Raw genomic sequence first — 15,287 nt, forward strand, 5'->3', positions numbered from 1 at the left:
TCCTTGTTGATGAGTCAGATGAAGTTGATTTCTTTCAGGTAGTCGCAGCCGCGACGCAGCAGCGCCGGGGATTTCTGTGGGTAGTGCGCGCCCATCTGCCGCACGCCGGCCTCGGCGTTGGCGTGACCGATAAGGGAGATGTCGCCGATGTCTTCTTCGAAGCCGTTGAGGTAGAAGCCGAGCACGCCGAACAGCGCGTTGTCGGCGTCGACTCGGCTCAGTTGCTGCTGCCAGTCGGCGACGCTGACCAGCGAAAACTCGCTGCCGGTTTCGCGGAACGAAGCGACGTAGGCATCCCAGCTCAGCGGCTCGGGATTGTGCAGATTGAACACTGAGCGTTGCGCTGAATAACGGCTGGCATGGAAGGCGATGAAGCGGGCGAGAAAGTCCACCGGCATCAGGTCGAAATTCAGCGCGAAGGCCGGCACCTGTCCGAGCTGGATCGAGCCTTTGAGCATCAGCATCAAACGGTTTTTATGCGGCTGGCAAACGCCGCTGAGGCTGTTGAAACTGATGTTGCCAGGGCGATAAAGGTTGACCCGTACACCGCGCTCGCGCGCCCGTTCGAGGATGCGTTCGCCGACCCACTTCGACAGGTTGTAGCCGTTGCGAATATAGATCGGCGGCGTCGCGGCGGCGGGCAGTTCCAGCACTCGACCGGTGTCGTCCACGGTGCTGGATGCCGACAGGGTCGAGACGAAGTTGAAGACCTTTTTGCGCTGCCCTTCGCACAGCTTCAGCAGGGCAAATATCGGTTCGACGTTGTCCGCCGCCAGGGACTCGTAATCGAGCACGTGGTTGACGTTGGCGGCGTTGTGCACCAGCGCGCCGAACTCGCGATCCAGGCGCTGATAGTCCTCATCGCCCAGGCCCAGTTGCGGACGGCTGATATCAGCTGCGTAAACCCGCACACGGCTCAGGTCAAGGTGCTCCAGCCGGTTTTCGCGCAGTGCCTGAGCGAAGCGTTGCGCCGCCGTTTGCCCGGCGCCGTCGCGCACCAGACAGGCCACTTCGCTGGCGCCCCAACCGAGCAGCGCTTCGACGATGTGCACGCCGACAAAACTGTTGGCACCGGTGACGATGACCTTGTGCACATCGCCCATGCGGCTGATCGGCAGCGGTTCGATGTCCAGCGCGCGCTCGGCGTCGGCCATGGCCTGAGCGCTGAGCACGGCGCTGTCATCGGTGCCGCGCACCAGCGTCGACAGTTTGCTGATCGTGGGCAGTTCGATGAAGCGATTGATCGAAATGCTTCGGCCGAATTCCTCACGCAAGCGCAGCAACATCCGCGACAGCAGAATCGAATGTCCGCCGAGATTGAAGAAGCTTTCGTCAGTGGAAATGTCGCTGGTCGGCAGTTCCAGCAATTCGGCCCAGATCTCCAACAGCAGCGCTTCGTCAGCATTGGCCGGCAGGCATTTCGCAGCGCTGTCCTGCAGCGTCACCGGCAATGTCAGCAGCGCCTTGCGATCGACTTTGCCGTTACTGGCAAACGGCATCTGCGCCAGTTCGGTCCACGCTCCCGGTTGCATGTAGTCCGGCAGAAACTGCCGGGCGTGGGCTTTCAGTTGGTCCCGGGCAGTCTCGGTCTGTGGCTGGGCGAGGAACGCCAGTATGCGTCGCTGACTGTCGATGACCACGGCGATCTGCCGATACAAGCCGCTCTCGCGCAGGCAGCGCTCGATCTCTTCCGGCTCGACGCGAAAGCCACGGATTTTCACCTGATTGTCGCGCCGTCCGCACAGCTCGATACCGTGCTCGCCCCACTTGGCCATGTCGCCGCTACGGTAGGCGCGCAGGGTTTCGCCGCCGGGCAGTGACAGGCTCAGATAACGCTCGGCGGTCTGCTGCGGATTGTTCAGGTAACCGAGGCAGACACCGGGGCCGACGATGAACAGTTCACCGACGGATTGATCGGGCACCGGTTGCAGATCGTCGTCGAGAATCAGCACCCGACTGTTGGCGATCGGCCCTCCCAGCGTGCGGTTGCTGTCGCCCGGTTTGAGCTGGCGCGCGGTGATCAGCACGGTGGCTTCGGTCGGGCCATACAGGTTGTGCAGGGTGCCTTGGCGGGTCAGTTGCTCGATGACGTACGGCTCGCAGACATCACCGCCGGTCATCACCTGCACGCCCTCCAGTTGCTCCAGCGGCAGGATGCTCAACAGCGCCGGCGGCAAGAAGGCGTGGGTCAGTTGCCGCCGGCGAATCAGCGCAATCAGCTGCAAAGGATCGCGGCGCTGGGTGTCGTCGGGCACGATCAGTTCCGCCCCTGCGAGCAGGCTGGGGAAGATGTCGATCAGTGACGAATCGAAGCTTAGCGAAGAGAACTGCAACACCCGGCTTCCGGCGTGCAACTGCACGTAGTCGGCGTACCACGCGGTGAAGTGGGCGAGATTGGCCTGGCTGAGCAGCACGCCTTTCGGATGCCCGGTGGTGCCCGAGGTGTAGAGCGCCATGCACGGTGCATCAAGTTCCGGGCGGTGCTGCATCAGCGGCCGGTCGAGATCGGCGTTCGGCGCTTCGATGCCACTGACATCCAGCCCCGCTATCGACTCGCTGAGCGCCTGCTGTCCATCGTGAAGCAACAGCACCGCGCCGGCGTTTTCCAGGATGTATTGCTGGCGCTGCAAAGGATGGCTCGGCTCCAGCGGCAAGTACACCGCGCCGCTGCCGAGAATCGCCAGAATCGAGGCGAACAGTGCCGGGCTTTTGCCTTGGCAGACAGCGACCACCCACGGCTGCGGATGTTGCTCGAGCAAGGGTAGCAACCGCTGCTGGATCGCCCGGCTGTGGGCGTGCAATTGGCGGTAGCTGATGGACTGTCCGCCGAGGTGCAGCGCCGGTCGTTCGGCATGTTCGATCAGGCTTTGTCGCAGGCGCTCGATCAGCGGGATCTGCGCTTGTTGCAGCAGCGCCGGATTTGCCGTGTCGTTGAGACGGTGGACATACGCCAGTTTGTCGAGAAACAGCAGATCTTCCAGCCGTTCGAAATCCGGCGCTTTGAGGGCCGGGGCATGCCTCAAATAATCGGCATCGCGGGAAAAGCGGCTGACCAGCAACGCCACTTCGTCGACCACATGGGCGAGCGCTCGTTGGCGTAGCGACTGACCGTTGCCGGACGGCTCATCGCCGATCGGCACACGGCTGATCAGCGACGAGCCGAGAAAGCACAGCAAGTCGAGGGTCGGCAGGCCGCCATGCTCTTGCGCGGCGACACCCAGGCGCAGGTGCAGATGCGGGATGGCGCAGAAGTCGCCGGCAGCGATAAAACCATCGTCGATGATCAGATCCACCGCCGTTTGAGCCACGCCGCTGCGGGTCACAGCATGGCCATGCTGTTCGAGCTCCCGGGCCAGATCGGTCATGGCCTGGCTGGCGCCGGTGAGCAAAATGTCGAGACGTTTCATGTCGGCCTCCTCAAACCAGATGGTCGCGCAGGGCGTGCTGCACGCACGGTGTGTCGAGCAGCGAGCTGTTGTGGAAAAACCTGACGATGTTGCCTACCAGCGGGTGGTGGCGATTGATCGGGAAGGCCAGTCCGGCGATTTCTTCACGCAGTGAATGGCGGGTGGTTTCGCTGACCGGCAGCGCATCGATCAGGCGCAAATCGAAGGACTTCTGGATGTCGTTGGTCAGGTAATGGCCGATGAACACCGGCAGAATCTGCGCGATGGTCTGGCGGTCCGCGTCGCTGGCGGTGTGCCAATAGATGCGCACCATCCGCGCCCAGAAACTCGAGTGGCGACCTTCGTCGAGCAAGTGGTCAGCCATCAGGCCCTTGATCGACGGCTTGACCGAATCGTCGCGGGCGAACGCCGCGACATCACCGGTCACGGTGTTTTCGGCGATTGCTACGCAGATCAATTCCACCGCGCTGCGCAGGTGGTCCGGCGCCAGCGCAACAGCGGCGGGAATTGCCCGGCTCAGCTCGATTTCGTCGGGCAACGGAATCGGTTCGATACCGGTCAGCGCGACCGTTTGCTGCATGAAGTCCATGGCCACCAGCGCGTGGTAATCCTCATCGACCACCACGGTCATCGCGTCGTAGCGACAGGCGAACGGGAACGCCACGGCAAAGCGATTCTTGGCAATGCTGCGGGCGGTCTTGTCGACGATTTCCGTCTCGAAAATCACTACGTCGTTAATGAATTTGTACAACGTCTGCACCAGGGCGAAATCACGTTGCTGTGGGCATTCACGCAGGAAGGTTTCGCTGAGCACCAGAGGCTGGCGGCTGAGCGGGTAGATCAGGCGCTGATCGTCTTCCAGCAACCGCCGGGGACGGGTGCGGATGGGCGCGCGACTTTCCCAGGCGTCGGCGAAGGATTGATAGTCGGCAGCGTTCATTGGGCCACCTCGGCAACTTGCACGCCAATGCTCAGGCGCAGCCCGTCCCACAAGGCGATGCGGCTTTCCACGGCGGCGATGGCGCTGGCGTAAACCTCGGCTGCGCGCTGCGGATCGCCATCGACCAGACGCTCCAGCAACTGCTCGGCGGCGGGGCCGTGATCTTCGGAATCGACTTCGATATGCCGTTGCAGGTAGTAACGGAAAGTCGGTGCCTGTTCGATGCCGATGCCCCAGTCATCGAGGATGCGCTGGAACATCGTCGGAATGACGCTCTCGCGACCATGCAGGAACGCGGCGGCAACGCTGTGTCCCGGCGCCTCCAGGGCAATGCGCAAGGTATCGCGAACGAACTGCGCGGCCGCTGGATCGACATCGATGCTCTGCAACGCGACTTCGTAGCTCACGCCTTCCTGCTGCAACGTGACGAAACGCTCCACCGCCGTGGTGCTCGCGCCGACTTCGCGCATCGCATCCAGGTACAACTCGAAGTGGCTGTAGTGGCCGGCATCGAGGCGATCGTCCGATTCCTCGCCCAGCACGATCTCGTTGATCAACCGAGCCGCGTGGGGATCGCGCGGCGGCAACCAGGGTAAACGCGTGCAGGTCAGTTCCTGTTGCAGGCGCTTGGTCAGCGACATGAAGTCCCATACGGCAAATACATGGGTTTCCATGAAACGGCGTAATACCGATAACGAAGTAATCTCGGAAAAGATCGGGTGAATACTCAGTTCGGCTTTCTTCAGGGCGAGTTGCTGCTTAGTGGGCATCATGATGTCCTTTATCATTGATTGAAGTGCACGGTTCTTTTCAGTTGCTGTAAGCGGTCGAGCAAGTTGGATAGCAAGTTGGTCGGGCAAATATTGATTGCGCTGTGGCGCCGTTGCGGCGCCACGGGTGCTGCGGTTGGTGCGTGAGGTATGCCGCGCTGAACGGCGACGTTCAAACCTGGCGAGAGAAAAACTAATACAGGGCAAATGCATTTAACAAGTTTATTTTCAATTATTTTAAGTTGGCTGTTTTTTGAATATAAGAGTTACCGATAAAACTTTCAGATCAAGTTTTATTAGGGCGTAGTTACTCCTTTCGGCTAATAACGGCCAAAATCGATAACAAGAGTGAATGCCTCACTCGAAGCAACTTTTAAACAAGGGAAATTTATGAATTCAAAGGGGGCGAAAGTTGGCCGGGACCGGCGCCATGACTTCCTGTTTCCCGTGACAAGGCTCCTTCCGTAGGTTCCTGTTGCGGGGACTGTGCCGTCAGGGCGGCGCGTCCCCGTTCTGTAGGGGTGGCGCTGGAAGAGTGCGGGTAAATTGCCGTCACGGCTATTACCGATTGGTCATCGGCGGGCAGCAGAAATGCGTCGGCAGGGCCGGGGCGGGCACCAGCGGGCACGCCGATCCGCTGCCAGAGCCGGCAGCAGAGCGGTCGCGAAGATTTGTAAGGGGATTATTCGACGTACGAGATATCAGCGTGCGGTGTGACGCTTCTGTGCGGCGGGAGTCGCCAGGTAGCGGGTGATGACCTCAACGCCACGGTTGAGGTGCTGCTCCAGCATTGCGAGCGAGCGCGGTATGTCCCGCTCTATCACGGCCTGAAGCATGGCGCGGTGGTCATCCTGGGACAGCTTGCCCAAGCCCATCGCTTCCAGATTGAACCGCAGAAAACGCTCTTCTTCGTTCAGCCCGTCCTCCACCAGGCGCAGCAGTCGCTGGTTGGGCGCCCTGCTATACAGGGCCATGTGAAAGAGACGGTTGAGGCGGCCGATTTCGTTGTAGTCGTGCTGCGCTTCCAGTTCGTCGATGTAGCCAGCGGCGAGTTGATGCTCGGCCTCAGTCAGCAGCGGAATGGACTGCCGCAATGCCTCGGATTCGAGCAGAATGCGCAACTCGTAGGTTTCAGCGGCATCGCCCTGGATCAGCGGGGCGACCACGGCGCCTTTGTGCGTGGTGACGCTGAGCAACTCCTGCGCTTCGAGCTGGCGCAAGGCTTCACGCACCGGCATGCGGCTGACCCCGAACAGATCGGCCAGATCCTGCTGGCGCAGCGCAGTGCCACAGGGCAGGCGTCCATCGAGAATGGCCGAGCGCAGAGTTTCTTCGATCACCGACCGGGCCAGATGCGCAGGAATCGGTCCTTGGACTTTGATGCTGTGCAGCGGTTTGGGCTTCTGAGTCACGACAACACACCCTGTAGGTCGCAATATTTGGATCCAAATGACACTAGTGATTGCTCTACAGGTTGTCAAACCTTGTAAAACGTTGCGCGGCAATCTCAAGTCTAGCGTGTCTTCGATGATCTCACGGTGCCATTGTTTTTTGCCGGGCTAAGCTTCACCATCAAACGCTTCCTTTCTGTCCTTCTGGAAACCTGCAGTGGCGGTACGTTTCGCGATCCCTCGGACCTTGCGCTGGCTTGGCTGCGCATTGCTGCTGGCCGGCGTCATGCTGGGCGGTCTGCACGCCGATTGGGATTTTTCCGCGATCAGCCGCAAGGCCACGGCTCTTTATGGGCCACTGGGCGCCGGGCAGCAGCGCATCGATGCCTGGCAGAATCTGCTGGCGACGCAAAAGCAGGCCAGTGAGATGGACAAGCTCAAAGTGGTGAACCTGTTTTTCAACAAGCAGGTGCGTTACGTCGAAGACATCGATCTGTGGCGCGAAGTGGATTATTGGGAAACCCCTATCGAAGCGCTGTGGAAGGGCGCCGGCGACTGTGAAGACTACGCCATTGCCAAGTATTTCAGCCTGCGCCATCTCGGCGTTTCCAGTGACAAGCTGCGCATTACCTACGTCAAGGCGTTGCGCCAGAACCGCGCGCACATGGTGTTGACGTACTATGCGACCCCCGATGCCATGCCGCTGGTGCTCGACAGCCTGATCGATCCGATCCAGCCGGCGTCGCAGCGAACCGATTTGCTGCCGGTCTACTCTTTCAATGCCGAAGGCCTGTATCTGCCAGGCGCCAAGGGCAATAAAAAGGTCGGCGACACCAAACGCCTGTCGCGCTGGCAGGATGTGCTGAAAAAAATGCAGGCCGAAGGTTTTCCGGTCGAGACGACTAACTAGGAGCACGCGCTCAGATGTCTTTGTTCAAACAGCTGTTGATCGCTATCTGTCTGTTCCTGGTCGTGGCCTTCACCGGCAGCTTCATGGTCAGCCTGGAGAGCTCGCGCACCCAGTACGTCAATCAGTTGCGCTCTCACGCACAGGACGCGGCGACGGCGCTGGCGTTGTCGCTGACGCCGAATATCGACGACCCGGCGATGGTCGAGCTGCTGGTCAGTTCGATTTTCGACAGCGGTTATTACGCAAGCATCCGCGTGGTCGACGTGAAGACCGACCAGACCATTGTCGAGCGCAGCGGTGCCCCGGTGGTGAGCAACGTGCCGGACTGGTTCGTCAGACTGATCGGCCTCGAACCGGCCGGTGGCGATGCGCTGGTCAGCCGTGGCTGGGAGCAGGCGGCGCGGGTCGAGGTGGTCAGCCACCCGATGTTCGCCGTGGCCAAGTTATGGCAGAGCGCACTGGGCAGCCTTGGCTGGTTGCTGATCTGCGGCGCATTGAGTGCGGTGCTCGGCGCGCTGTTGCTGCGTCGGCAGTTGAAGCCCCTCGATTACATGGTCCAGCAGTCCCATGCGATTGCCCGCCGCGAGTTTCTCAGCCTGCCGGATCTGCCGCGCACGCCTGAATTGCGTCGCGTGGTGCAGGCAATGAATCAGATGGTCGAGAAGCTCAAGACGCTGTTCCAGGAGCAGGCCGAGCGCAGTGAAAAACTGCGTACCGAGTCCTATCAAGACAACCTCACCGGCCTGGCCAACCGCCGCTATTTCGAGATGCAACTGAACAACCGCGTGAGCAACCCGGAGCAGGCCAGTTCCGGTTATCTGCTGCTGTTGCGGGTCAAGGATCTGGCGGGGCTCAATCAGCGTCTCGGCGGCCAGCGCACTGATCAGTTGCTCAAGGCCGTCGGCGAGCAACTGACCCGCGAGTGCGCCAGATATCCACAAACCCAGGACTTGGTCACGCGTATTCGCGGCGGTGAATTCGCCGTGCTGGCGCCGGGGCTGGTGCGCGAGGAAGCGCTGCAGCTGGCGCAGAATCTCGACAATGCCTTGAGCAGCCTGCATGCCACCGGCGCGACCGATGTGCCGGCGGTGGCTTCGATCGGGCTGGCGCCCTTCGCTCACGGCGACTCCCCGCAAGCGGTGCTGACACTGGGCGATCAGGCACTCGCGCAGGCCGAAGGGCAGGGCGAGCAGAATTGGGCGTGCATCGATCAGAGTCTGGTGGCGGAGGTCGGTGACGACCATCACGCTTGGCATCGACTGCTGGATCAGGCCTTGAGTCAGCAGCGTTTCGAGTTGTATTTCCAGCCGGTGGTTGCGGCGCAGGACACGCAACTGGTGCTGCATTACAAGGTGCTGTCGCGTCTGCTCGACGAGCAGGGCCAGACCATTCCCGCCGGGCGTTTCCTGCCGTGGCTGGAGCGCTTCGGCTGGACCGCGCGGCTTGACCGGCTGATGCTCGAACGCGTGCTGGAACAGATGAAAGGGCACGAGGATTCACTGGCGCTGAACCTGTCCTCGGCGACGCTGGCCGACCCGCAGGCGTTGAACAAGGTCTTCGAAATTCTGCGCGCGCATTCCAATCTCGGCGCGCGTCTGACTCTGGAAATCGGCGAGGAGCAATTGCCTGAACAGGCGGTGCTGGAGCAGTTGACCCGACGCCTGCGCGAGCTTGGCTTCTCGCTGAGCCTGCAGCGCTTCGGCGGGCGCTTCAGCATGATCGGCAACCTGGCGCGGTTGGGTCTGGCGTACTTGAAGATCGATGGCAGCTACATCCGCGCGATCGATCAGGAGAGCGACAAGCGCCTGTTTATCGAAGCGATCCAGCGCGCGGCGCATAGCATCGATCTGCCGCTGATTGCCGAACGGGTCGAGACTGAAGGGGAGCTTTCAGTGATTCGCGAGATGGGCCTGTATGGCGTGCAGGGGCAGTTGCTCGGTGAGCCGAAGCCTTGGGGGTGAGCCAAGAAGCGCCCTCACCCTAACCCTCTCCCAGAGGGAGAGGGGACTGACCGTGGGATATTTACGAGATACGCCGACGTGCAAGAGCTCCACTGAATCCAGAATCGACTCGATCTCTCAGGTCGATGGATAGCGCCAGACACCTCGATCGGCTCCCTCTCCCTCCGGGAGAGGGCTGGGGTGAGGGTAAGCTTTTGATCTTGGCTGGATCAGATCAACCCGCCCTCATCCTCATCGATCAACTGGCTCAGCCCGCCCAGCGCTTCACGCGCCTGGGTGCGGTCCATCAGTTTGGCCTGGGCCGCCGCTGGCAGGTCGGTGACGCGGATCACGCCTTTCTGGGTCAGCACCTGAATCAGGTCGTCGAGTACCCGAATCATTTCAAAGTCGCTCTGCTTGAGCTGTTTGAGGCTGTTTTCCACGGCTTCGTTGGCGTACCACGCCTGGATTTCATGGTTATCGGCGGGCAGCGTTTCCGTGGCCTCGGCGTACGCCGCAGCTTCCACGCGAATCAACTGGCCTTGCGCATCGCGTTGCACGTAAAACATTGAGCATCCCTCACAAATGAACAGCGTCATGCTGTCAGCAGCATAGCCAACTGCGCGCCAGTATGCGGGGCGCCGATCAAATCGTCACCGCTGCATTGCCCGCAAACGCGACGGCCGCCCCACAGGAGGCGGCCGTCGTTGTTTCAGCCTCAGCTGTTGTTGTGATCGACCTTGATGGTCGGGTCGCTGCCGGCAATCAGATTGTGCAGGTTGGCGCTCGCCCAGTTGTTGCCTTCCAGTTTGATCGTCACGTCCGGCGTGGCCGCAGCGGCATCGCCCGAGTTGAATTTGCCCGCCGAGCTGACTTGCAGCGACGACGTGCCATCCACTGTGGTGATTTTCAGGAAGTTGTCGATCGTGCTGCCGGTCTCGCCCTGCAACAGGTCGCGCAGGTCGATGCGGTCGCCTTCGCTGGCTTTGAAGTCCTTGATCACGTCGTTACCGGTGTCGCCCGATTTCCAGACGAAGGTGTCGCCACCGGAACCGCCGATGAGGATGTCGTTGCCCTGACCGCCGATCAGCGTGTCGTTGCCAGTGCCGCCGAGCAGGATGTCATTGCCTTTGCCGCCGTCGAGCAGGTCGGTGCCGCCCGAGCCGAACAGGATGTCATTGCCTGCGCCACCGAGCAGCGTGTCGTTGCCATCGTGCGCGCCGGATACATCGAACGCCTGATAGTGCTCGGTGATGTACTGGTGCACATTACTGGTGCTGACTTTGCTGACATCAACGCCGGTTTCCTTGGCGACGAACGCCTGCATCGCCTGGTAACCCTCGCCGGCAATGCCGTTGAAGCTGACCAGATCGCCGAACAGGATGTCGTTGCCTTCGCCACCGTTGACGGTGTCGTTACCCGGCATCGTCGCTTCGGTATGGCCGATGATCGAGTTGGCCAGGTCCTTCGGATCGATGTTGGTTTGCGGCGTTTTGTCCGAGTCGTACGGCTTGAGGTCGTTGAGGCTGACGTCGTTGTTCAGACCAATGGCTTCGACGCTCGACAACCCGCTCAACAAGGCAAAGCCGCTGGTCGAATTGCTGGTCGTCGACGAGTTGGTGCTGTTGCCGGTACCCGCGAGGTTCGACAATTCATATGTACCGTCGCCCTGCGCGTGAATCGTGCCCAGGGTCTCGCTGCTCCAGCCCCACCACGAGTTGTAGGTTTGCAGCACAACGCTGCCGGCACTGTTGATGGTCAGGTAGTGCGTGTTGTCGATGTAGGTGCTGAACGTGTCGCCCTGCTTGTAGTTGCTGGTGTTCACCACGCTGTCGAGTTTCACGTTGCCATACAGCGTCGGGTTGGTCTGCTCGCCGGTCTGGTAGTAAGTCGGCTGGCCGTCGGTGATGAAGTACGTGAGGTTCTTCGCCCCGGTGTTGGCCACTGCGTCGGCACTCTGGAACCAGTTGGCCGTGGTCTTGAACACGTCCTCGTAGTTGGTACCGCCGCCGGAGCCCATCGAGTTCAGCACTGCTTTGAGCAAGGTCAGCGCATTCGGGTCGTTGAGATTCACCGACACCGACTTGTTGACCTGGGTATCGAAGTCCACCAGGAAAATGTTCACCGTGCCCGAGTTGCTGCCGCCCAGGCTTTGCTTGAGGCTGTTGAACACCGAGGTCAGCGAGTCTTTCGCAGCGTTCAGCGACGAAGTGCTCATGCTGCCGGAGCTGTCGACCATGAACGCAATGTTGTAGTTGGTGCCCGGCACCACGGTCAGGCCACCGATGTCAGCGACGATGATGTCGTTGGCGTCGGTGCCGGTGACGTTGTCATCACCCGAGGTGGCGGTGACCGCGTTGTACACCGCAGGCACTACCGTGACCGGAATGGTCGCGGTGCTGCTTGCCGAGCCGCCGACCTGTTCGGTGGACGTCGAAGTCACGGTCAGGTTGAACTGGCCGTTGTAGTAGGTTGGCGGGGTCACGGTCAGAGAGCCGAGGTTCCAGCCGGTGACGTTGGCTTCGCCATTGCTCGCGGTAACGGTGAAGGTATGACCCGCGCCATCGCTGAGCATCGAACCGACCGGCGCACCGCTGATCTTCACGCTCAGGGTTTCCGAGCCGTCGGTGTCGGTCAGCGCGGTGCTGATCGCCGACAGTTTCACCGTGGTGCCTTCAGCGCCGGTGTTGAGCTTGTAGCCGTCGTAATAACCTTCGCCGTTGGTGCCGTGCAGATCGGAGACGGTCACGCCCGAGTTGATCAGATCCTGCACACCGGTGTAGATCGGCACGCCGGCGTTGCTGAGGTCAATCGGCGTGCTGCCGTTGACCGAGAGATTGACGTCGTAGCTGCCCGGGCCGCTCTGGTTGTGGTGATAGATGTCGAGGGTGTAATAACCGCTGGTGGTCGGGGTGAACGAACCATTGATCGCACCGCCCGCGCCCCAGGTACCCGACGCCACGTTCTTGCCACCGATGGTGATCAGCAGGCTGTCATCGGCCACGCCGCTGAAGCTGTAGGTCTTGCCGGCTTCCAGGTAGATCAGGCCAGAGGTCTTCGACGCCGTACCGGCGGCGACACTGCCGTCAGACTGCACGTTGGTGACATTGCCGCTGGAGTTCGGTTTGCCGGCGGCGTCGATGACGTTTTTCAGGGTGGTCGAATTCGCTCCGCTGCCGTCAGTGCCCAGACCCGACAGACCGGTCCAGACTTCCTTGATCAGGCCAGTGGATTTAACGCTGTTATCGGCCACGGCCACGGTCGGCGCATCCGCCACTGGCGTGATGTCGATCTTCACTGTGCCGGTGCTGCCCAGCGCCTGGCCATCGGTAGGCTGGAACTTGATCTGCGCGTAGTCCGCCTGCTTGTTGCCCAGACCGGTGCCGCCATAACCGTTGCTGCCCGACTCGTTGGCATCCGGCAGGAAGCGCAGCTTGCCGGCGTCGATGTCGGCCTTGCTGAAGGTCTGGTTGTTGGCAACATCCTTCCAGGTCGAGCCGTCCAGATACTGCAGTTTGCCCTCGCCCGGCAGCTGCGTGATCTTGATACCGAGGCTGCTCGCCGGACTATCGACATCGCTGACGCCGAAGGTCGACCAGCCGAGTACCAGCGGCGTGTCTTCGGTGCCGGTGACATTGCTCGGTGCAGCGACCGGTGCATCGTTGACCGCCACCACGTTGACCGTGGTCGTCGCGGTGTTCGAGTAGTTGCCGCCATCGGTCACCGTCACGGTGATGATGCGCGGCACGGTGCTCGGGTTTTCGCTGCTGTTGGTGAAGCTGATGTTCTTGATGGCCTGCATGTAGTCGGCCAGGGTCGCGTTACCCGAGAGGGTCAGGGTCACCGTGCCGTTGGTGCTGTTGGCATTGATGGTGATGCCGTTGACGCTGTTGCCCAGATTCAGCGCATCACCATCCTGACGGTTGGTCAGCACCACGGTGGCACCGGTCAGCATCGTGCTGTCCGGGTCGGTGATGCTGAGGTCGGTGTCAGCGATCGACACGCCGGCGCCCGGGGTGTTCTCGGTGAACGTCACTTTGTAATCGGCACCGGTCGCTCCGCTGGAGTTGTTGGCATCCAGATCGAGCACCGGTGGCGCATCGTTGTCGATGATCGAGGTGCTGACGCTGCCATTGGTGCTGCTGACCGCTAGGTTCTCGAAGTTGCCTCCGGTAGCCGAATCGATCTTGACCACGAAGTTCTCGGTGCCTTCGGTGATCTTGTCATCGAGGGTAGCGACGTTGAACTGCGCGCTGCTGGCGCCCGCCGGGATCTTAACGTTGTACACGCCGGTGAAGTCCGAACCGTCGGCAGCAGTGCCGCTGTAGACGATTTTCAGGGTCACTTCGGTCTGCGCCGGGTGATTGAGGCTGACGGTATAGCTGGCGGTCTGGCCTTCGGTCACCGAGCTGCTGCCAGTGATGCTGACGGTGGTGGTGTCGACGGTGTCGGTGACGCTGGTCACCGCTGGCGTGGTGCTCGGTACCAGTTTTTCGAAGTTGCCACCGGTGGCGCTGCTGATGGTCGCCTGCACGGTGCCGGCGTCTTTGTAGACGTCGTCAGCTGGCGCTGGAACGTTCACGGTGCCGGTGGTTTCGCCAGCCTTGATGGTGATCACGGCGCCGTTCGACAAGGTGACGGTCACAGGCGAGCCTGCGGCGTTGGTCAATGTCGCGGTGTACGTAATCTGGCCACCTTCTGCTACCGAGCCGGTCGCGCTGAGCGACAGGTTGGTGGTGTCGACGGTGTCGGTCACGGTGGTGCTGACCGGGGTCTTGTCGGCGACGAGATTTTCGAAGTTGCCGCCGCTGACGTTGGTGATCGAGTTGGTCAGCGGAGCGTTGCCGGTCAGCGCATCGTTCGGTGCGACGGCGGTTACGGTGCCGGTGGTCTGGCCGACCGCGATGGTGATGTTCTGGCCGTTGGCCAGAGTGACCACCACTGGCGAACCGGTGACTGGCGCGCCGACGGTTGCGGTGTAGACGACGTTGCCGCCTTCTGCCGCTGTGGCGGTTGCGCTCAGTTTTACGGTGGTGGTATCGATGGTATCGGTGACGCTGGTGACTGCTGGCGAGGTGCTTGGTACCAGGTTTTCGAAGTTACCACCGGTCGCGGTTTTGATCGTGGCTTGCACGGAACCGGAGTCTTTATAGACGTCATCGGAAGGTGCCGGAACGGTCACATTACCGCTGGTTTCGCCAGCCTTGATGGTGATCACCGCACCGTTCGACAAGGTCACGGTTACAGGCGAGCCAGCGGCATTGGTCAGCGTCGCGGTGTAAACGATCGAGCCACCTTCGGCCACGGAACCGGTCGCCGACAGGGACAGGTTGGTGGTGTCGACGGTGTCGGTCACGGTGGTGCTGACCGGAGTCTTGTCGGCGACCAGATCTTCGAAGTTGCCACCGGTTACGCCAGTGATCGAGTTGGTGATCGGAGCGTTGCCGGTCAGCGCATCGTTCGCAGCAACCGCAGTTGCAGTGCCAGTGGTCTGGCCGACGCCGATGGTGATGGTCTGGCCGTTGGCCAGAGTCACGACCACGGGCGAGCCAGTAACAGGCGCACCGACGGTGGCGGTGTAAGTCACGGTGCCGCCTTCAGCCACCGACGTATCAGCCGTCAGTTTGACGGTCGAAGTATCGATGGTGTCAGTGACCTGAGTGACCGCTGGCGTGGTGCTCGGCACGAGATTTTCGAAGTTACCACCGGTGGAGCTGGTGATCGTCGCCTGGACGGAACCGGCGTCTTTGTAAACGTCATCGGAAGGTGCCGGAACGGTCACATTGCCGGTGGTTTCGCCAGCCTTGATGGTGATCACAGCGCCGTTCGACAGGGTCACGGTCACTGGTGAGCCAGCAGCATTGGTCAATGTCGCGGTGTAGGTGATCTGGCCACCTTCGGCAACAGAGTTGGTGGCGCTCAACGACAG

The 15,287-nt window shown here is 61.2% G+C and carries 7 protein-coding genes and 1 pseudogene; 2 read left to right on the plus strand and 6 right to left on the minus strand.

Features of this window, described 5'->3' with window-relative positions:
* Positions 1 to 14 precede the first annotated feature (14 nt).
* The 4 genes from OC605_RS24560 to OC605_RS24575 all read right to left on the minus strand — a co-directional run bounded on the left by OC605_RS24560 (position 15) and on the right by OC605_RS24575 (position 6,529).
* On the minus strand, positions 15 to 3,407 hold the full coding sequence (locus tag OC605_RS24560; RefSeq protein WP_262140042.1) for a non-ribosomal peptide synthetase: 3,393 nt from the start codon (positions 3,405 to 3,407) through the stop codon (positions 15 to 17).
* A gap of 10 nt (positions 3,408 to 3,417) precedes the next feature.
* Positions 3,418 to 4,347, minus strand: coding sequence for a diiron oxygenase (locus OC605_RS24565; protein ID WP_262140043.1), 930 nt, complete (start codon positions 4,345 to 4,347; stop codon positions 3,418 to 3,420).
* Positions 4,344 to 5,120, minus strand: coding sequence for a DUF3050 domain-containing protein (locus OC605_RS24570; RefSeq protein WP_262140044.1), 777 nt, complete (start codon positions 5,118 to 5,120; stop codon positions 4,344 to 4,346). The genes OC605_RS24565 and OC605_RS24570 overlap by 4 nt, the downstream gene beginning before the upstream one ends.
* A 698-nt stretch (positions 5,121 to 5,818) precedes the next feature.
* Positions 5,819 to 6,529, minus strand: a complete 711-nt coding sequence (locus OC605_RS24575; protein WP_262140046.1) for a GntR family transcriptional regulator — start codon at positions 6,527 to 6,529, stop codon at positions 5,819 to 5,821.
* Positions 6,530 to 6,725: 196 nt separating this feature from the next.
* On the opposite strand from OC605_RS24575, the gene lapG reads away from it, so the two are divergent.
* Together lapG and lapD are read left to right on the plus strand one after the other, a co-directional pair.
* The gene (lapG, locus tag OC605_RS24580) at positions 6,726 to 7,418 is read left to right on the plus strand and encodes a cysteine protease LapG (RefSeq protein WP_041479715.1); all 693 of its coding nucleotides are present in this window, start codon (positions 6,726 to 6,728) and stop codon (positions 7,416 to 7,418) included.
* A 14-nt stretch (positions 7,419 to 7,432) separates the two neighbouring features.
* Positions 7,433 to 9,379 (plus strand): cyclic di-GMP receptor LapD, encoded by a 1,947-nt coding sequence (gene lapD, locus OC605_RS24585; protein WP_262140049.1) that lies wholly within the window; start codon positions 7,433 to 7,435, stop codon positions 9,377 to 9,379.
* Positions 9,380 to 9,588: 209 nt separating this feature from the next.
* On the opposite strand, the gene OC605_RS24590 is transcribed toward lapD, so the two are convergent.
* Together OC605_RS24590 and OC605_RS24595 are read right to left on the minus strand one after the other, a co-directional pair.
* Entirely contained in the window at positions 9,589 to 9,927 is a 339-nt protein-coding gene (locus OC605_RS24590; RefSeq protein WP_016772279.1) for a hypothetical protein, read from the minus strand.
* Positions 9,928 to 10,076: 149 nt separating this feature from the next.
* Positions 10,077 to 15,287, minus strand: a pseudogene (locus OC605_RS24595) (LapA family giant adhesin); the annotation flags it as partial.

Origin of the sequence: Pseudomonas sp. Marseille-Q5117, assembly GCF_946901175.1 — a bacterium.
GTDB lineage: Bacteria > Pseudomonadota > Gammaproteobacteria > Pseudomonadales > Pseudomonadaceae > Aquipseudomonas > Aquipseudomonas iranensis.

Coding starts and splice junctions, on each gene's coding strand:
- OC605_RS24560 (WP_262140042.1), bottom strand. CDS start 3,407: ATGAAACGTCTCGACATTTTGCTCACCGGCGCCAGCCAGGCCATGACC.
- OC605_RS24565 (WP_262140043.1), bottom strand. CDS start 4,347: ATGAACGCTGCCGACTATCAATCCTTCGCCGACGCCTGGGAAAGTCGC.
- OC605_RS24570 (WP_262140044.1), bottom strand. CDS start 5,120: ATGATGCCCACTAAGCAGCAACTCGCCCTGAAGAAAGCCGAACTGAGT.
- lapD (WP_262140049.1), top strand. CDS start 7,433: ATGTCTTTGTTCAAACAGCTGTTGATCGCTATCTGTCTGTTCCTGGTC.
- OC605_RS24590 (WP_016772279.1), bottom strand. CDS start 9,927: ATGTTTTACGTGCAACGCGATGCGCAAGGCCAGTTGATTCGCGTGGAA.